The sequence below is a fragment of the Ktedonospora formicarum genome (genome assembly GCF_016587355.1).
Lineage (GTDB): Bacteria > Chloroflexota > Ktedonobacteria > Ktedonobacterales > Ktedonobacteraceae > Ktedonobacter > Ktedonobacter formicarum.
In genome coordinates this window covers 1,953,539-1,972,521 of sequence record NZ_BNJF01000001.1, presented here as the reverse complement: position 1 = coordinate 1,972,521, position 18,983 = coordinate 1,953,539, and the positions used below count along the sequence as shown (strand labels likewise).

The 18,983-nt window shown below is 51.8% G+C and carries 11 protein-coding genes, 1 rRNA gene and 1 pseudogene; 4 read left to right on the top strand and 9 right to left on the bottom strand.

What is annotated here, in order from left to right; translation table 11 throughout:
* Nucleotides 1–6 precede the first annotated feature (6 nt).
* The 4 genes from K3T82_RS08420 to K3T82_RS08405 form a co-directional block, all read right to left on the bottom strand.
* On the bottom strand, nt 7–738 hold the full coding sequence (locus K3T82_RS08420) for an MBL fold metallo-hydrolase (RefSeq protein WP_220193034.1): 732 nt from the start codon (nt 736–738) through the stop codon (nt 7–9).
* 217 nt (nt 739–955) lie between these two features.
* Nucleotides 956–2,272 carry a serine hydrolase domain-containing protein gene (locus tag K3T82_RS08415; protein ID WP_220193033.1) on the bottom strand — a complete coding sequence of 439 codons (1,317 nt, stop codon included), beginning with the start codon at nt 2,270–2,272 and terminating at the stop codon, nt 956–958.
* Nucleotides 2,273–2,813: 541 nt separating this feature from the next.
* Nucleotides 2,814–3,878, bottom strand: a complete 1,065-nt coding sequence (locus K3T82_RS08410) for a M42 family metallopeptidase (RefSeq protein ID WP_220193032.1) — start codon at nt 3,876–3,878, stop codon at nt 2,814–2,816.
* A gap of 133 nt (nt 3,879–4,011) precedes the next feature.
* On the bottom strand, nt 4,012–5,355 hold the full coding sequence (locus tag K3T82_RS08405) for an NYN domain-containing protein (RefSeq protein WP_220193031.1): 1,344 nt from the start codon (nt 5,353–5,355) through the stop codon (nt 4,012–4,014).
* A gap of 202 nt (nt 5,356–5,557) precedes the next feature.
* Here K3T82_RS08405 and K3T82_RS08400 point away from each other — a divergent pair, with 202 nt between their 5' ends.
* Nucleotides 5,558–5,887, top strand: coding sequence for a winged helix-turn-helix transcriptional regulator (locus K3T82_RS08400; protein WP_220193030.1), 330 nt, complete (start codon nt 5,558–5,560; stop codon nt 5,885–5,887).
* Nucleotides 5,888–6,004: 117 nt separating this feature from the next.
* Here the strand turns inward: K3T82_RS08400 and K3T82_RS08395 are convergent, their stop codons facing one another.
* A complete protein-coding gene (locus tag K3T82_RS08395) occupies nt 6,005–6,295 on the bottom strand; it encodes a hypothetical protein (RefSeq protein ID WP_220193029.1) in 291 nt (96 codons plus the stop codon).
* Between the two features lie 683 nt (nt 6,296–6,978).
* Between K3T82_RS08395 and K3T82_RS08390 the strand changes: the two genes are divergently transcribed.
* Nucleotides 6,979–9,959: ribosomal RNA gene (locus K3T82_RS08390) — 23S ribosomal RNA — on the top strand.
* Between the two features lie 208 nt (nt 9,960–10,167).
* Here K3T82_RS08390 and queG read toward each other — a convergent pair.
* From queG to K3T82_RS08375, 3 genes are read right to left on the bottom strand one after another with little or no spacing between them, the layout of a single operon-like run.
* Nucleotides 10,168–11,400, bottom strand: a complete 1,233-nt coding sequence (queG, locus tag K3T82_RS08385; protein ID WP_220193028.1) for a tRNA epoxyqueuosine(34) reductase QueG — start codon at nt 11,398–11,400, stop codon at nt 10,168–10,170.
* 12 nt (nt 11,401–11,412) lie between these two features.
* A complete protein-coding gene (locus tag K3T82_RS08380) occupies nt 11,413–12,492 on the bottom strand; it encodes an ABC transporter permease (RefSeq protein ID WP_220193027.1) in 1,080 nt (359 codons plus the stop codon).
* Complete coding sequence (locus tag K3T82_RS08375) at nt 12,489–13,556, bottom strand: ABC transporter ATP-binding protein (protein ID WP_220193026.1); 1,068 nt, start codon at nt 13,554–13,556, stop codon at nt 12,489–12,491. The genes K3T82_RS08380 and K3T82_RS08375 overlap by 4 nt, the downstream gene beginning before the upstream one ends.
* Before the next feature lie 508 nt (nt 13,557–14,064).
* Between K3T82_RS08375 and K3T82_RS08370 the strand changes: the two genes are divergently transcribed.
* The gene (locus K3T82_RS08370) at nt 14,065–14,625 is read left to right on the top strand and encodes a hypothetical protein (RefSeq protein ID WP_220193025.1); all 561 of its coding nucleotides are present in this window, start codon (nt 14,065–14,067) and stop codon (nt 14,623–14,625) included.
* A gap of 91 nt (nt 14,626–14,716) precedes the next feature.
* Here K3T82_RS08370 and hutU read toward each other — a convergent pair.
* Nucleotides 14,717–16,380, bottom strand: a pseudogene (hutU, locus tag K3T82_RS49815) (urocanate hydratase).
* A gap of 768 nt (nt 16,381–17,148) precedes the next feature.
* Between hutU and K3T82_RS08360 the strand changes: the two are divergent.
* Nucleotides 17,149–18,954: an FAD-dependent oxidoreductase gene (locus tag K3T82_RS08360; protein WP_220193024.1), complete on the top strand. Its 1,806-nt coding sequence runs from the start codon at nt 17,149–17,151 to the stop codon at nt 18,952–18,954.
* Nucleotides 18,955–18,983: the final 29 nt, after the last annotated feature.

The following is an 18,983-nucleotide window of genomic DNA, read 5'->3' as shown; positions in this document are numbered from 1 at the left end:
TATGCTCTAGTGCTTCCCACTGGAAGTGTAAAGTGCCTGTTTCTCTAGCTCTTGAGCCAGCGTAACGATGGCTCCATCCATCTCGCGTAGCGGGTTTTCTCGTACTGGTCCATGCCCTGTTGCCAGACGAGAGGGCTCCAAAAAGCGAAGCCTTCGAGCACTCTCTAGGGCCGAGAGCTTATGCCATGTTCCTAGAGCTGGTAAGGGAAAGAGGAGGCGGATAGTTCCGGCAACAGCTATCCCTCCAAGGGTCTGAAACGTATCTCCCGCAATGAGTGTTTGATCTCGCTCATCGAGGAATGAGGCGTGTCCTGGTGTATGGCCTGGCGTCGCGACCACGCGTAATGAGCCAACGTGCTCGCCATCTTTCAGGAGGCGTGTTGGTTTTGTCTTGCGTATAGGATATTCGCCACGTATGGGAGCTTGTGGTTCATCTCTTTCCAGGCTTTTGTTTCCCCCAAGGAAAGGTGCTTCGCGTGCTAGCAGCAGCACTTCTGCTTTGGGTAATGCCTCATGTAACTCATCGAGAGATCCGGTGTGGTCACTGTGGGCATGGGTAACCACTATGCGTACAATCTCTTTTCCAAATTGGCGAGATGCCTCGATGATCTGCCTGCCCAACCCAGAAATCATGGTATCGATCAGTGTCAAACCATCTTCTTCCTGTACCAGATAACAATTAATAATGCCCAGGTGATTCAACTGTATCAGATACTTACCGTGTGTTTTCGCTTTCATTGCACTGTTTCTCTATTCTCCAACTTTGTAGTAATGATGGCATCTGGAGGATAATCTCATGTATAAATAAATCCATATTTACTCTAGGGGATGCCTGGGGCTTTGTCAAGCGGGCATGCCATCTGGTTGCACAATTTCAAAGCTGGCAGAGGAAGCGTTCAAGGGGATGACAGAGAGCAGCCATTCAGGCGAACTCTCTGTCATTAGTGGAACGAGGCTAGAAGGGACTGGCTAAAGTCGCTTGAATCTGACGTTTGGCAATGGAGAAATGCAGTGGGTAGGTAATCGTTAGGGAATGGAAGGCCCCATCACGCTCTTCCGCAAAGCGATAAGCTACATCGTGATTAGTTTCAGGTACAAACTCTGTTTCGCTTACGGGAAAGAGTACTGTCTCTCGCTGGCCCCTACGGAGAAGAATACGTTGGTCACGTCCTGTTATTTCAATGCGGGAACTTGTTGGGGCGCCTGCCAGATTATAGCTCCCAATGACTTTTTTGAAGGAGCTAATTTCCTGTGAGAGCGCCTGGCGTGTAAGTAGGGGGAAGTCAATGTATTGCGCCGCAAGCTCCAGGGTGATGCGCTCAATCGCAAAGTCACGATGGTTCGACAGAATAATAATTGTAAGATCATCCTCTAGAAAACGCGCGATCAGGGAGCGATACCCGGTACTCCATCCTCCATGGCAGGCGACTGCTTTGCCACGATAATTAGAAAAGGCCCAACCTAGTCCGTATGCAACCTGTCTGCCATCAGACAGCGTTGTTGGTGTCAGCATAAGATTTTGGGCTGCGGCATCGAGCAGTGCATGTTCGCGAGTTGCCCGTTCCCAGATGACGAGATCATTAAGTGTAGACTCTATGGCACCTGAAGAATGCGTGGCGACAGTGCTGAGCAGTGGCGCAGGCATGATGCTATTTGCGGTTGTAATATAGCCACTCGCGCGGCGTGGAATAATCGGCGTGGTTTGTTGAAAAAACGATTGTTTCATGCCCAGCGGCTCGAAGATGGCGGAGCGAATATGCTCCTCGTAACTCATCCCTGTTAGACGTTCTATAATAAGGCCCAGCAGATGATAACCAGAGTTCCCATAGTAGAAATCGGTGCCGGGTTCAAAGCGTAGTGGTATGCCCTCGAAGAGCGTGATAACCTCTTGCAGGGTGAGGTCATGGGATGCTTGCATCTGGAAATCGGGCATATCTGCCACATTCTCCAGACCTGATGTATGCGTTAACAGATGTCTGATCCGGATGTTTTGCCAGTTCTCAGGGCATTCTGGTAGGTGCGTTAGTAGCGAGTCTTCTAGATGTAGTTTCCCTTGCATCTGGAGCATGAGAATAGCTGTGGTTGTGAACTGTTTGGTAAGCGAAGCGATACGGAACACTGTGTTTGGCCGGATGGGCGTTTGCCATTCGAGGGAGGCCAAGCCATAGCCTTGATAATGGAGAAGATGATTCGCTTGCATGATACCAATTGCCGCGCCAGGACCACTCTCCTGCAGGTATCTATGTACCAGTATGTCAGTCGTATGTGTCACGGGATGCTCCTTTCAAGTTAAGGAATAGCAGGCCGCAAAGATCTTCTGGCTGACATTGCCAGGGCCCATGTCGCTTGTCGAGAGGATTATGACAAGGTCGGACAGGGACACTTTAAGTTCTCATGCTGATGTACTAATAGTCACCTTCATGGTGAAGCATGTGGAACATAGAGAGACGATGAGATGCGCGACGGTGCGGCATAGAGATGCCTGGGGTGAGTGGTTAACTGGTGACCATGTCAATCACCTGGTTTGAGTGTATATGTTTGCGGCCACGCTGAGCAAACTTCGGAGCAACTCAAGTTTGTGTATTGTCCGTACCCCACAGGCTGGTAGGTAGGCGAGAGGTAGTAGAAACAATATCACATTGGCAAGCATACTCAATTTTGGCGGTAAAAGCAATAATTTACAGGTGCCTTGGATTTGCAAAGCCAAACTGTAGAGTAAGGGAGGGAAAAGCGCGTTTTTGTGAATGTCCAAAACGCGCTTTTCCCTCCCTTACTTGTGTGCTATAGGCACAACGAGCGGTCGAAGAACTAAGCTATGGAATCAAGTTAGTATCGGCATCCAGAGCTAGTACAAAGCGTGATATGAGCTCCGCTACCTCATCAACGTCCTTGAGGGAAACCATTTCAGAGCCGGTATGGAGATAGCGGCATGGAATGCTAATCAATCCGGTAGCGATGGGTCCGCGCGCGACCTGAATCGCGTCAGCATCTGTACTGGTGGGACCTGCCGATGCTTCAACCTGATAGCTGATACCAGCCTCTTCGGCAGCTTTGATCAGGCGCTCATAGACGCGCAGATTGATATGCGCGCCTATGGTCAGAATGGGGCCTCCATTTAGAACCATCTCGCCCATGCGTGTCTTCGGTGCTCCAGGAATATCAGTTGTAGGAGCGACGTCAACCGCGATAGCAATATGTGGATTCACGCTATATGCGCTGGTGCGTGCGCCACGCAGCCCAATCTCTTCCTGAACCGCAGAAACGAAGAAGACGCCAGCCTTTAACTGCTCCCGTTTGGCATGAATGCGGCGAACGGCCTCTAGTACCGCAAAGACACCTGACTTATCATCGAGGGCGCGTGAGATGATAATATCCTTGTGTAATGTTTCCAATTCAGCCGCGCGAGTACCCACACTCCCAATTTGGACGCGTTCGAGAGCCTCTTCCTTATTGGAAGCACCAATGTCGATCCAAAGATCCCACAGCTTGGGCGCTTTGTCACGTTCGTCCGCTGAGAGGCTATGTACGGGTTTACGCCCGATAACACCATTTACAACTCCGTTGGGAGTATGAATGTGAACGCGGTTGCCGGGAAGGGTTGAGGCGTCGAAGCCCCCAATGGGAGCGAAATAAAGGTAACCCTGTTCATCGATGTAGCGAATGAGGAAACCTAGTTCATCACAGTGCGCTTCCAACATAACGCGCATCTCTGCCTGAGCATTGAGGGACGCGATGACATTGCCATGCACATCTGTACGAATCTCATCAGTATACTTTTGTATTTCTTCACGCACGACCTGTTGCGCAGGGCGTTCAAAGCCGGAAGGGCTTGGGCTGGCAACCAGGCGGCGTAAAAAATCAACACGGGATTTGTCCATGCACACCTCCATACATATTAATCGAACATATCACAAAAAGAGCGACCTTCTGGTATGTATCCCCTGTAGTTGCAGGGAACTCGATTACCCGAAAGTCGCTAACATCTTTATAGTGTCACTAGCGTTGAGATCGCTAACGAACAAACTGCTTGAGCACCTCATCGACACCGGGATGGGTGCGGTTGAGGCGAAGGTCTTCGGCACCTGTTGCATCTGTTTGTACAAGTAAAATGCCTTGTTGGACACAAGTATTAAGCAATTCACGAGCTGACTCGCGTGTAAGGCGTCCTCGGAAACGATTCTTGGGATTGACTGGATCACCAATGAAGTTAGAGACGCCAATGATAGTGCGCCACGACCAGTTACGGTCAATGTAATCAAGGAATTGAACGAAAAGTGGGTCAAGAACATCCATCGCTGGACCACCGTAAGGGGCTTGCTGATATGAGTTAGCGGGATAGTTTACGGCTGGCATCGAGCCAGAACTGCCGCTGGCAAAGTTGGCATTCGGCACAGGCAAAGATCCTGTATTACCTGTAATGCCACTCACCCCAGTTCCACCAGGTACAAGAGGAACGAATTGGTTTGCGCTGCTTATCAAGTCTCGGCTGACGGTTCCTGGGATACCTACAACAATAACATTTTTGTTTAGACGCAGCTTTAAGCGGGCACTAATACGTGTAAAGTCTTTGTCGCCCGTCATTAACACAAAGGTTGAAATTGTAGGGCGATCAAAAACGGTCTCAATGATATCCATAAGCATATTCAGATCGACGGTGCTTTGTACTACTGTGCTCTGGACAATAGTGCTATTGCCAGGAGTAACAGCGGGCATATGACCTGTAGTTCCAGTATGCGTGGTGGGATATCCTAAAGGACCGGTATAGCTTTGCCCAAGGGGACCAGTAGGCTGGCTTGCCTGATCATAGGGGCGTTGATAGGAAGTAGTACGATATGCCTCGCGCTGCTGATAGTCAGAGGTATACTCATCATCGGGAATGCGTTCTTCGTCAAAAACTTCTTCCTCCTCTTTCTCTGGAGGAATGGAAGTATCAGATTCCTCGGGCCATCCCTGGGGTAAGCTCTGATGTGGATTAATGGCTGGTAACGAACCCGAACTAGTCGTCATACCATTGGACCAGGGCCGCTGAAAGGAGCCTGTATTCTGTTCAGCAACATAGCTCTGTGAGCCTAGGGGACCGGTTGGATTATTGTTCGCATAATGAATCGTCCCCATGCGTATACGGTCACGTTGCTTGGCTGGACAATCGACACGGTCGATCATCGCAGCTGTCAGGCTACCTTTAAATGGCTCAGGCTGTCGAGACCAATCCGCATAGGCGCGGGCAACCATTACTGTTCCATAGCGACGAGCTACCGCGATCAATTCTTGTGGATCTGGTTCTCGTCGTTGAATATTTAGCATACTGTAACGTATGTTCTCAAAGTCAATGAATAGAGCAATATCTTCGGGCACAACCTTCTCCTCTCACTGGGAGAAACCGCGCAGACCAAGATTTATGATTGTTCAGGTGCTTGGATCATCCCATGGTTGATCCTAATACTGTGAGCATATCATACTTTATTAGTAAAGTCGAGTGGCCTACGCTTTACTTTGCGTACCATACTATGGTATATTCTTTAGTTGAGAAAGGACTATTTACAAAGAGCATAAAGTCATGGAGCTAACAAAATCCCATTCTGATGGCACAGTCTGTCCAGTTGCCTGTACTGCATCCATTATTGGTGGCAAATGGACTTTACTGATCATTCGCGATCTGGCGTCTGGCTTGAAACGCTTTCATCAGCTTGAGCGCTCTCTTTCTGGTATTAGTCCAAAAACGCTCTCTGAACGGCTGCGTTCGCTGGAGGAGGAAGGAATTATCTCACGCAAAATGTATGCGGAGGTTCCTCCTCGTGTGGAATATTCTCTTACCGAAAAGGGCCAGGATCTAGTCGCCGTAATTGAGTGTATGCGTAGCTACGGTAAACGCTGGTTGTGCAAGTAATGACCTCATGAAGCAAGGCAATCCTTTGCGCACTTCCCACACGGCTTCCGGTTTGAATAAGAGAGGAACCGGAGGGGTTCCCCGGTTCCCTGAAGTATACTGAGACATAAAACAGTATTAGAAGACTGTCCCTACCAACTCGCGATCATGTTGCGCCAGGAAACGATGCAATATACCTTCAGCGGTTGCTTCGCTAACGGTTTCCGGCTGCTTTTCTTGTGTTTTTAGCAATTCATACAAACTTGCAATATCATAGTGCATTTGCACTAGAAGCTGGCCTTCACTATTAAATCCTTCTACAAAAAGGCCATCCTCTTCCTCGCGGATTGCGATGCTCTTCGCGCCGATCTGATCCAGAACCTGACCGACAGCATGCAAAATGTTCGCATAACTGATTGTGGCCGGCATTGAAACCTCCCTAAATAGTCGGAGACTGTTTCGTGATAACCTGTAGACTGCACTGTCGAACCGCACAAAACACCCCTGCTTTTGCTCGGTGTTTTGTCAGTGTCATACTCGATACCACACTCCGACTATTTTATCATTACGTACAATGCACGTCAAGTTTACTGTTTTCTTTACAAAGAAGGAGATTTACTCTTCTTGTTACTCTATCTTATGTAGCGCTTGCTACGTGGCTTGAGTAAAGCCAGCAAGGCTTGCGTGCTCTCTAGCTTTCCTTTTCATTATGCCTAATCGTCCCAAACTGCCCAAATATTATTTGCTGCTAAAACAAGAGCCATTAGGCGCCTTCTGAAGTCGATTTTGGCCAGTTTTTACGAGTTTCTCAAAAAGAGGTCGAAAAAGTGTTGACAAGTCGCGGCGAGTGTGGCATATTATGCAGGCACCGCGATGAGCGGGCAAACAAAAAGATTTGCACACTCACAACTGAAGAAAACATAACTACTTCAATTTTGCTGAGCGAGCACGCTGTGCCTGCTGCTTTCTTCGAACTCTTTCGGGAGCGAGAAGCGAGCGACCTGCACGAGCGCTGATCGCTGACAGTGAACATGAAGACCGAATCCCAACAACAAAGGGTAGATACACACTAACAACAATTCTTCACATTCGGCGAAGAAAACGGCAAGGCAGAACAAGCGACAGAGAGTACGAGGTGGATGCCTTGGCGCTGAAGTCCGATGAAGGACGCGGAGACCGGCGAAACGTTCAGGGGGAGCTGCATCCAAGCCATGATCCCTGAGATTCCCAATGGGGCAACCCCTCCAGAGTTATGTCTGGAGACCCACCGTTGAACACATAGACGGTGTGGAGGATCGTGGGCGAACTGAAACATCTCAGTAGCCTGCGCAAGAGAAATCAACCGAGATTCCCGTAGTAGTGGCGAGCGAACCGGGAGGTAGCCCAAACCATCACGTCCTCGGACGTGGCGGGGTTGTAGGACTTCCATCAACACCATACTGACCTTACTTGAAGGCATTGGAACGTGCCACCAGAGGGGGTGAGAGTCCCGTAGAGGTCGGGGGCAGTACGGTGGGAAGGATCCTGAGTACCACGAGACACGTGCAATCTTGTGGGAAGCTGGGGGGACCACCCTCCAAGGCTAAAGAGCTTCAGCGACCGATAGCGAACAAGTACCGTGAGGGAAAGGTGAAAAGGACCCCGAGAGGGGGATGAAAGAGACCCTGAAACCACGTACTCACCAGCAGTCAGAGGCCACTCTTCCATGAGGAAGCAAGGGCTGATGGCGTGCCTTTTGTAGAATGATCCGGCGAGTGCATCGCACGTTGCGGGTTAACCAGCGTTAAAGCTGGGGAGCCAGAGGGCAACCGAGTCTGAATAAGGCGTATGTGTAGCGGCGATGCGACCCGAAACCGTGTGAGCTATCCATGAGCAGAGTGAAGCGGATGTAACAGTCCGTCGAGGCTCGAACCCACCAGTGTTGCAAAACTGGGGGATGACTTGTGGATAGGGGTGAAATGCTAATCGAACACGGAGATAGCTGGTTCTCCCCGAAATGTATTGAGGTACAGCCACCCGAGAGAACTATCCTGGAGGTAGAGCACTGAGTAGGCTAGGGGCCCTGTGCGGGTTACCAACCCTAACCAAACTCCGAATGCCAGGACAGGATGCGGGTGAGTGAGACGGCGGGGGCTAAGCTTCGTCGTCAAAAGGGAAACAGCCCAGACCATCGGCTAAGGGCTCAAAATCGATGCTCAGTGTCAAAGGGGGTCAATGCGCCCAAACAGCCAGGATGTTGGCTTAGAAGCAGCCATCATTTAAAGAGTGCGTAATAGCTCACTGGTCGAGTGCAATGGCACCGACAACGTACCGAGGCTCAAGCATCGTCCCGAAGCCATGGAACCTTCTCTTTACGAGGAGGTTGGTAGGGGAGCGTTCCTGTGGCAGAGAAGCCAGATCGCAAGGACTGGTGGAGCGGCAGGAAGTGAGAATGCCGGAATGAGTAGCGCAATATCTGCGAGAACCAGATACACCGAATGCCTGAGGGTTCCTGGGCAACGTCAATCGTCCCAGGGTGAGTCGGGACCTAAGCCGAGGGCGTTAAGCCGTAGGCGATGGAAAGCAGGTCAGAGATTCCTGCACCGCACAGCTTCGTGATGGAGCAATGGGGGGACGCGGTAGGGAAGGTGAGCCGGTCGAATGGACAGGACCGGTGCCCAGCCAGAAGCGCGTGACCGAGGCAAATCCCGGTTGCGAAAGCGTGACTGCTGGGCCGAGCGCCCGCGAGGGTGCGGAAGTCATCGGAGCCCAGGCCGCCAAGAAAAGCCTCTCGCCAGAAGACTGTGCGCCCGTACCGCAAACCGACACAGGTAGGCAGGGGGAACTCTCCCCAGGTGATCGAGCGACCCTCTGTTAAGGAACTCGGCAAATTGACCCCGTACCTTCGGAAGAAGGGGGGCCTGAGTAGCTGTCTCTTGGTAAGACAAGAGGTGGTGAGAAGGCTGCAAAAACGAGGCCCAAGCGACTGTTTACCAAAAACACAGGTCTCTGCGAACGCGAGAGCGGAAGTATAGGGGCTGACTCCTGCCCAGTGCCGGAAGGTTACGAGGAGTGGTGAGCGTAGCCACGAATCTAAGCCCCGGTGAACGGCGGCCGTAACTATAACGGTCCTAAGGTAGCGAAATTCCTTGTCGGGTAAGTTCCGACCCGCACGAAAGGAGAAACGACTTGGGCACTGTCTCGACAGAGGACTCGGCGAAATTGAAGTACCCGTGAAGATACGGGTTACCCACGACAGGACAAAAAGACCCCGTGGAGCTTTACTACAGTTTGGCCTGGAAACGAAGTATGGTGTGCGTAGGATAGGTGGGAGCCGAGGATTTCGCCCTTGTGGGGGCGGAGGAGGCAGCAGTGAAATACCACTCTCACCATGGTTTGTGTCTCACACGCATCCGTGAGCCGGAGCGTGAACAGGGCCAGATGGGTAGTTTGACTGGGGCGGTCGCCTCCCAAAGAGTAACGGAGGCGCCCAAAGGTTCCCTCAGGGTGGATGGACATCACCCTCTCAAGAGTGTAAAGGCACAAGGGAGCTTGACTGCGAGGCAGACGCGCCGAGCAGGGACGAAAGTCGGGCTTAGTGATCCCACATTCCCGAGTGGAAGGAGTGTGGCTCAACGGATAAAAGCTACCCCGGGGATAACAGGCTTATCTTGCCCAAGAGTTCACATCGACGGCAAGGTTTGGCACCTCGATGTCGGCTCGTCGCATCCTGGGGCTGGAGTAGGTCCCAAGGGTTGGGCTGTTCGCCCATGAAAGCGGCACGCGAGCTGGGTTCAGAACGTCGCGAGACAGTTCGGTCTCTATCCGTCGTGGGCGTAGGAGAAGTGAGGGGAGTCATCTTCAGTACGAGAGGACCGAGATGGCTTGACCGCTGGTGTGCCAGTTGGGGGGCCTCCCCAGAGCTGGGTAGCTACGTCAAGAAAGGAGAAGCGCTGAAAGCATCTAAGCGCGAAGCCGACCCCAAGACGACTTGTCCCACCTATTCTTCGGAGTAGGTCAAGATCCCAGGAAGAAGACCTGGTAGATAGGCTGCGCGTGGACGACTGGTAACAGGCGAAGCGGAGCAGTACTAATGATCGTACGGCTTGTTGCCACCAACGTGTGTATGTGTGTGTATGATCCTGTTGGGAGTGGTTCTCATGGACTGCTGTGAGGGGGAGGCGCACGTGTGGGAGGCAGGCAGGAGCGTGGCTCAGCAAAATTGAGGTAGTTATGTTTCCTTGAGTTGGCAAATGTGCCACGATTATGCGATAGAACATAATTGTGGCTTTTTTGTTATGCGCTTTCGACCTTTTCCAAAACTATGTTTCGGAAAAGGTCGAAAGCGCATAGCGTATCTCCTGCGTGACTTCGTCGTCTTTTTCTTCCAGAAGTGCTACCTGTAAGGCTGCGTGTGCCTCTTGACCTTGCAAACGTCCGAGTGCCCAGGCGGCGTGCCCACGGACAAGCGCTTCTTGATCATGTAACGCTCCCACAAGTGCGGGAACGGCCTGGAGATCTCCGCTGTTGCCAAGGGCAACACATACGTTTCGTAATAACCCTCGTCGTTTCGTGCGCTTAATTGGGCTATGACGAAAACGGTCTCGAAATTCTTCCTCGCTTAACGCAAGCAATGGTATCAACTCTGGTATGCTCCCCACAGCGGGGCGTTTGAGAAACTCTTTGTGTGGCTGGAATGTGGGTTGGGTCCGTCGATTAATCTCTGCCAGAGTAACAAATTGTGCTGTTCCTTGTTTATCTCTGAGCCCTAAACGCCGTTCAGCAAGCTTGTTAATAGGGCAGACCTCCTGGCAGATGTCACAGCCAAAGATATTGTTTCCCATGAGTGGTCGTAATTCCAGAGGGATACTGCCTCTTAGTTCTATCGTCAGGAAAGAGATACAGCGTTGGTTGTCCAGCTCGTAAGGATTGGGTAAGGCTTGTGTAGGGCAGGCATGTAAGCATATCTCACAGTTCCCACAGTTTGCCTTTAGTGGTTCGTCTGGCTCTAGTGGGAGATTCGTAACAATTTCAGCCAGGAAGAGCCAGGAGCCCCAGCCTTTGGTCAGGATATTGGTATTTTTGCCATACCATCCCAGTCCAGCACGCTGGGCGACGGCACGATCTACCATGCGTCCAGTATCGACGAAGAGGCGTGTCTCCGCTTCGCTTCCCAGTTCTGTGCGAGTATATTCCTGTAGCCATTCTGAGAAGCGTTTGAGCCTGGGTTTTATAATGTCATGATAATCATCACCCCAGGCGTAGCGTGCGATTCTTCCTCGTGGCTCTGTTGCCTCTCTGTCATCTTCCGGTTGCTCTGTCAGGTAGACCATGCCGAGAGCAATGATTGATTTCGCCTCGGGCAAAAGTGCGTCCGGGTGACACGATACCTCCGCGCGCTCTTCAGTGAACCAGGGAAGTCCATCCATCAGGCCTCTTGCGATACGCTCCTGAATGATATTTTTTGCCTCACTAAAAGCTTCTGCCGTGGTGATATGGACGGTATCGAAGCCTAGCTCATAGGCGTATTCTTTAATGATGTGTGTGTTCAGCATGGTTGCTTTGTGCTAGTTGGTGACCTCGCGGCGCTCAAGGAACCACCAGGAGATACCCAAAAAGATTATAAGGTACGCTAGAATGACCAGCAGGGCGTGTACATTGCTGAGCGGGGTCGTTTGCAGGCTGAAAATGTATGCTGCCTGATTCTGTATCAGTGCTGCCAAATTATTACTAATGAAGAAATCAGGCAGCAAGTTTAGAACATCCCCCACTAGATTATGAAAGAGTGGAGTGCTAAAGAGAAGCGCTCCTCTTAAGATGTTTTCTAACACCCACCATACCAACGCTCCAGCTACTCCTGCGGCAGTATTACGCCCAAGTATTGCTAGCGTGAGGGCCAGTATGCCGTACCAGAACAGGTTAAGAATTTGAGCCAGGAGATAGAGCGTGAAATGCCATCCCCAGGTTATATCTATAAAGCCTAGATCAAGCGTATTTCCAAGCAACAGATTGAGGATGATACTGGTTGTGATCCCGGTTAGAAAAAGTAGTAAGCAACCTAGAATACATGAGATCAGAATAGCGCCGACCTTGGCGCACAGGAATTGTGTGCGCGTAGGGCCGCGTGTGAAGATCAGGCGGACTGTCCCCATATTGTATTCGCCACCCACAAGCGTACCTGCCAGAATGATAATCAGGATCAAGCCACCAAATTGAACGAGTTGCGCGGTTGTGTTAATGGCACCGGGTAATCCCAATAGCCCATTATACTGTTGCAACTGTTCGTGCTTCTGTTGTTCAGCATTCGCCAGATCTTGAGCATTGGCGGCGTGATCCAGGCAATAAGGTGGTTTGAGGGTATTGCCTGGCGTACAACGTGGTGGTAACTGGTTACGCGCGGGAGCTCCTGCCAGGAATAGCGCTGGAAGAGCAATGCCGATAAAGGAAAGTACCATCAACAGCATGCCCAGGCTTACGAGTGCTTTGGACATTCCTCGACGGCGCAATTTATAGAGTTCCACGCCTACCATTCGGATGACGACACTGAAAAAGTCAGGGCGCCCCATTATAACTGTGTCGCGTCGCGGAGGAGCTGGAAGCGGGGTTGGAGTGTGTGGCTCTGGTTCATGCTGGATGCTACTATTCATGACTCTTTCTCGCTTTTCTGTACCTGTCCAACCTCAGTGTGTAAGAAGCGTTCCGCCAGCGCTTCCATTCCAGTATGTCCGCCTGTCGTGCCGGTGGTTACCTTCAGGAAGAAGTCTTCTAGATTTCCCTCATGTGGATGGATGGCTGCGGCGAAGATTTCATATCGTGCTAGAAGCTTGTTTACCTCCGATGAGCGGCTGATTGGAGCATCTATTAGGATGATATGGGCTTGATCTGCCTCGGTAGCTAGCCGTGGATTGCGTAGCCAGGTTCGCTGATCTTCATGTGCCTTTCGTATGACATCAAGCGCTTGAATGGCTTCTTCCTCGCTATTCAGACGAATCTCGATAATCTCACTATCCTGGAGCAGAGCACTTACTTCTCCTTGTCTAAGCAAGTTTCCGCGTTGGAGGATCGCGACGCGATTGCATACCTGTTGCACCTCGTGGAGCATGTGGCTGGAGAGAAAGATGGTTTTTCCAAGCTCTGAGAGACGCTTAATGAGCTTCCGTATTTCGATCATGCCGGTTGGATCAAGTCCGTTGGTCGGCTCGTCGAGAAGTACCAACTCCGGGTCGGCAAGTAGGGCTGCGGCAATACCCAGGCGTTGTTTCATGCCAAGCGAGTATTGGCGAAAGGAGAGCTTTTCATATGAGCGCAGCTCAACGATTTCCAATACTTCAGCAAGACGCCGATCATTGGATTTACCAGACATCATGCCAGAGGTTGCCGCGACGACGCGCAAGTTATCTAGCCCTGAGAGATAAGGGTAAAAGACTGGCGTTTCTACAATCGCGCCGACGCGCTGTAAAATCGCGGGTAACTGCTTGGCGTTATCCATCCCAAAAATAATCGCGCGTCCCGCTGTTGGGCGGATAAGTCCGAGCAGCATACGAATGGTGGTCGTTTTGCCCGAGCCATTAGGCCCTAGGAAGCCAAAGACATCTCCTCGCATCACCTGGAGATGGAGGTCATTGACTGCGACAAGGTTGCCAAAGGCTTTTGTTAACCTATTGGTGTTGATGATGACATTATTATTATGCGAAGGAGGAATATAATTCACTGGCTGCTCCTCCTGGCTGTATACAAAATCTTCTCACGCTACCTGTTACCCTTTATCCTAGCCTTAATATTAATGTGCTTTGTGAATATCGGTTTTGCTGCCCTCAGTATGCCTGCTTTTGCCTCCGGTGGCAAGTCTTTGGATTTACGCTTACACTGAAAATATCAGACTACTTCAGCGTAGGTACATTATGGTCATATGTGTGTATGTATCATTTTGCTCGGCTTATTAGCAGCCCGCTCTGGAGGTTGTTGTTTTTTCGGGGAGCCATGCAAGGAGTTTACCATGAAAGATCAAGATCCTAAGGATCAACTCCACAATTCGCATTCGCCTATTCCGCCTGGACATAACGACCAATACAATGTTTCGCACCATGACGCACTCTCGCCGCCATTGCATTCTGAAGATCAGTATGCTATTGCTCCCGCCCCTCCCGAGACCCCTATTCCTCCATCAGTATATCCGCCTGGGGGAAGATTCGTGAGGAGCCTGGTGGTGAGGGGCTTATGTGCCCGGTTCGTTTTCAGCGCCGCCACCGTATTCATCCTCTCAAGCGTATGAAGCCCCTCAAGCGGGCCCTAATGAGCCTCGCCCATGGTTTGAGCCGACCACAACGCCTAATGAGTATGCGGCACCTTCGTCTCCTGAGCAGGGACACCTTTGGACACGCAACCCCGGCCTGTTCTGGTTAGCTGTAGGAATCGCTGCCCTTCTCCTTATTGCCATTCCTATATCAATCTTTCAGGTGTATTCATACCTGAATCGTCCTACTCCAACGAAGACGCTGGATACCTTTTGTAGTGCGCTTGTTCAGGAGAACTATCCACTGGCCTATGAGCAGTTCTCACCCAACCTCCAGCTTAGACTGCCTCGTTCACGTTTCATTGTGCTTCTAGCGCAAGATCGCGTGGTATCGTGCACTCATGGCAGTGCAGATGAAAATAGCCAATCTCCACACGCAAACCTCAAACTGGTGCATAACTCCCAAGGGATTAATAGCGATATGGTGCGTTTGAAGAAGGGAGCTGATAATCAGTGGAAGATTGATAATGTGGTACAAGCACGATGAGGTAGAGACTTGCAGTCCGTTTCTCAAAGGCATGCCAGATTTTTCTACTGGCATGCCCTTGCTTGGATGCCTGCTAGATCGCGTCTGAACGCTAATCAAGCATTGGGATTTGTACATTCCGGTCGCGTGCGCACGCGATGGCCTCGTCATAGCCTGCGTCGACGTGGCGCATAACGCCTGTTCCTGGATCATTGGTCAGGACGCGTTTCAGGCGCTCCGCCGCCTCTGGTGTCCCATCAGCCACGATTACCTGTCCCGCGTGCATTGAGTAGCCAATGCCGACGCCACCTCCATGATGAAGTGAGACCCAGGTCGCGCCAGAAGCGGTGTTGAGTAGGGCGTTTAGAAGCGGCCAATCGGCGATAGCATCACTCCCATCTTTCATAGCCTCGGTTTCGCGATAAGGTGACGCGACGGAGCCGCTATCAAGATGATCGCGCCCAATGACGATGGGCGCTTTTACAATTCCCTGTGCTACTAGCTCATTGAAGGCCAGGCCCGCTTTGTCCCGTTCGCCATAGCCAAGCCAGCAGATACGCGCCGGGAGCCCCTGGAAGTGGATCTTCTGTTGAGCCAGGGTAATCCAGCGTTTGAGAGCCTGATTCTCGGGGAAGAGCTTGAGCAGCGCTTCATCTGTGCGGTAGATATCCTCGGGGTCACCAGAGAGCGCCACCCAGCGGAATGGCCCTCGTCCTTCACAGAAGAGGGGCGAATGTACGCTGGAACGAAACCTGGGAAGTCGAGTGCGTGCTGCTCACCTGCCGCTAGAGCTTGCCCACGCAGATTGTTGCCGTAATCAAAGACGACTGCGCCTTGCTTCTGCATGGCTAGCATTGCTTGTACGTGCTCTACCATAGAGGCCATTGAACGCTTTATATACTCTTGTGGATCGCGAGCACGTAAGTCGTTGGCTGCTTCGATGCTCAAGCCCGCAGGGATGTAACCATTGAGCGCGTCATGCGCTGAGGTCTGGTCCGTGACCATATCGGGAATGATGCCACGCCTCACCAACTCGGGATAGATCTCTGCCGCGTTACCAACCAGGCCAATAGAGAGCGCCTGACCCTGTGAGCAGGCTTCGCGTATTTGGTTGAGGGCTTCATCAAGGGTGGTGGCTATTTCGTCACAATAGCCTGTATCCAGACGGCGCTGGATGCGAGACGTATCAGGCTCGACCGCCAGGCAAACTCCCTCATTCATGGTAACCGCCAGTGGTTGGGCCCCACCCATGCCACCCAGTCCCGCAGTGAGGATAAAGCGGCCTTTGAGTGTGCCACCAAAATGCTGGCGTGCGGCTTCCGCGAAGGTTTCATAGGTTCCCTGAACTATTCCCTGTGAGCCAATATAGATCCAGGAGCCTGCAGTCATCTGTCCATACATGGTCAATCCCTGAGCTTCCAGGCGGCGGAATTCGTCCCAGTTGCCCCAGTGAGGGACGAGGTTGGAATTCGCTATGAGGACTCGGGGTGCGTCTTTATGTGTGCGGAAGATGCCTACTGGCTTGCCAGACTGGACCAGGAGCGTTTCATCATCGTCGAGTTCCCGCAACGAGCGCACGATGGCATCGAAGGCTGCCCAGGAACGTGCTGCGCGTCCGGAGCCTCCATAGACAACCAGGTCATCTGGTCGCTCGGCTACTTCGGGATCGAGATTATTCATGAGCATGCGTAGGGCGGCCTCTTGCTGCCATCCCTTACATGAGAGGGTGTTGCCGCGTGGTGCGCGTACTGGTCGTGGGCCTGCTATGCCTGGCATATAAGCTTCTGGCATGTGAGTTTTCCTTTCCTCTTGCGCAAAGGTCTTATGTGAAAACCTCTGTCATTGGCGTGGCGAGTGCTCACGCGCTCAGGTTTTCATAATAAGGAAATAATAGTTTCTCTGCGTTGAGTATATCCTAAATTGGTCGCAAGTGGCTTAGTAAGGTTGGTATTTCCCGATCTCTTCGCGTTTCTGCTCTGGTTTGTGGTGTTGGTCTCCGGTGAGGTGCTCCTATGGTAAGAGACATTCTTTTGGCGCTGAAACATATTCTGCCTGGGGTCCGCATGGGAGCGCGTCGGCTCGCCTCTGCTTGTTCGTAATTGTCTCCTTATGCTATAATCTTACGAAGAAAAGTATCCTTTCAGTGCGCTTAATTACGCACGTTAATGTATCAAGTGAAAACCTACCCCCATTTGGGGATGCCCCCATCCGGGAGCACGATGTCCTCATTGGCGTGGCGAGTGCTGGCGCGCTCAGGTTTTCGAGAATTTTTCAGTAGCAATTATATACCGCCGCAAGCACTGGTCTGGTGCTGGAAGCATATCTAAGGTCTTATGCGAAAACCAACCCTCATACGAGGGCACGGCGCTGCTGTCGCGGCTAGCGTTGGCACGCTCAGGTTTTCTAATAAGGACTAAATCTAAAAACTTGGAACAGGCCGCCCGTCGTGGCGTAAGCCGATACTGTCTCCCCTGCCCCTTGTACTAGCCCCTACTCAATTTGAGCATGGTCTAGCTTACAGGATGCTCAGGAAAGGACCTTGAAATGCTTGATCCCGATAGTGAATTGGAACCTCGATACCAATCTGTGGTCACCACCCCTGACTGGTATCAAACAAATATCCCTTGTCAGGTGGGCTGTCCGGCACATACCGACGTGGCTACCTACATTGGTCTCATTTCCCAGGCTCGTTTCGATGAGGCGTATTTGCTCAATCGTCGAGCGAACATCGTCCCAGGTGTCTTGGGACGCACCTGCGCACGCCCATGTGAGCCAGTGTGCCGCCGCAATAAGGTTGATGGTAAGCCCATTGCCATTTGTTGGCTGAAGCGTGCCGCTGCCGACCATCGTGAGTATCGTCACCATGCTGAGCGCCCGCCAGTGACAAAGGATAAGAAGGTCGCGGTTGTAGGCGCGGGCTCCGCTGGTTTGGCTTGCGCGCGTGATCTGCGCGAAATGGGCTACCCTGTCACCTTGTATGAGCAGTATCCGGTGGCCGGTGGCGTGATGATCAATGGTATTCCAGTCTGGCGTCTCCCTCGTGATGTTACACATGAGGAGACTGATGAGTACATGGCTGACATTGGCGTTGAAATGAAGTATAACACGCGTGTCGGTCGTGATGTGCAATTGACAGACCTGCTCAAGGAGTATGACGCAGTCTTTGTTGGTGCGGGCTGCTACATTCCGAATCCTATGACTGGTCCCGATAATAAGGTTGTTAAGGGCGCGGATCTGTTTGGCGTCGAAGATGGCATTCGTCTACTCGATAAGACCAACTTTGGCGAGCCAGCCTTTATTGGTAAGCGCGTGGCGATCATTGGAGCGGGCTTCACTGCTATGGACTGCTGCCGTACCGCGATTCGCTTTGGCGCCGAGAAGGTATACGTAATGTACCGTCGGTCCGAGGAAGAGATGCCAGCCGATGAGTATGAGGTCGATGAGGCCAAGATTGAGGGTGTGGAGTTCCAGTATCTGGTTTCACAGACCGAGATACTTTCGGAGGATGGCATTCACGCGAGCGGTGTGCGCTTCGTGCGCAATAAGCTAGGTGATCCTGATGCCAGCGGTCGCCGTCGTCCAGCTCCTATCCCTGGTACCGAGTTTGAAATTAAAGTGGACTCTGTGGTCCCTTGCTTTGGTCAGTATAGTGATACTACCTGGCTTCAAACCGAAGAGTTGGGCTTGGAAGTGAACAAGTGGGGTGTGCCACTGATTGATGTCGATACCTGGATGACAAGCCATCCTGGTTTGTTCGCTGGTGGTGACTATACTCAGGGCGCTCGTAACCTGATCTCAGCCATTGGTGATGGTCGCGATGCCGCTGGTGCGATTAACCGCTATCTCGGTGGTCAGGATCTTCCCGCGCAGCCAGCCGAAGAAATTGAGCTACCTGATTATCGTCGCGGTATGGTTGACAACTACGAGTCGATCCCACACCAGCTCATTCCTTCGCTGCCTCTAAGCGAGCGCTACAGCCATACTCGTGAGACTGAGACGGGCTATTCGCCACAGGAAGCGGTTGTCCAGGCCCGACGTTGCTTGCAGTGCCAGCTGAATATCATGATTGACCCTTCAATCTGTATTCTGTGCTCTGGCTGTGTCGACATTTGCCCCTATGACTGCATCAGCATGGAGGGCCTCTCGCGCGTGGTGAAGGGCGATCCCATGCATCAGGGGACAGCTTCCTGGGAAGGTGGCGCGGACATGATTATCGACGAGGAGAAGTGCATCCGCTGCGGTCTCTGTGTCGTTCGCTGCCCAACAGATGCCATCAGCATGATTCAGTTCGAGGTATCCAGCCCCAATAGCCGCTGGAGCGTCTCGAAGATTCCTATGCTCAACGTCTAAGAAGGCATATTGAAAAGCCAGCCCGAGGG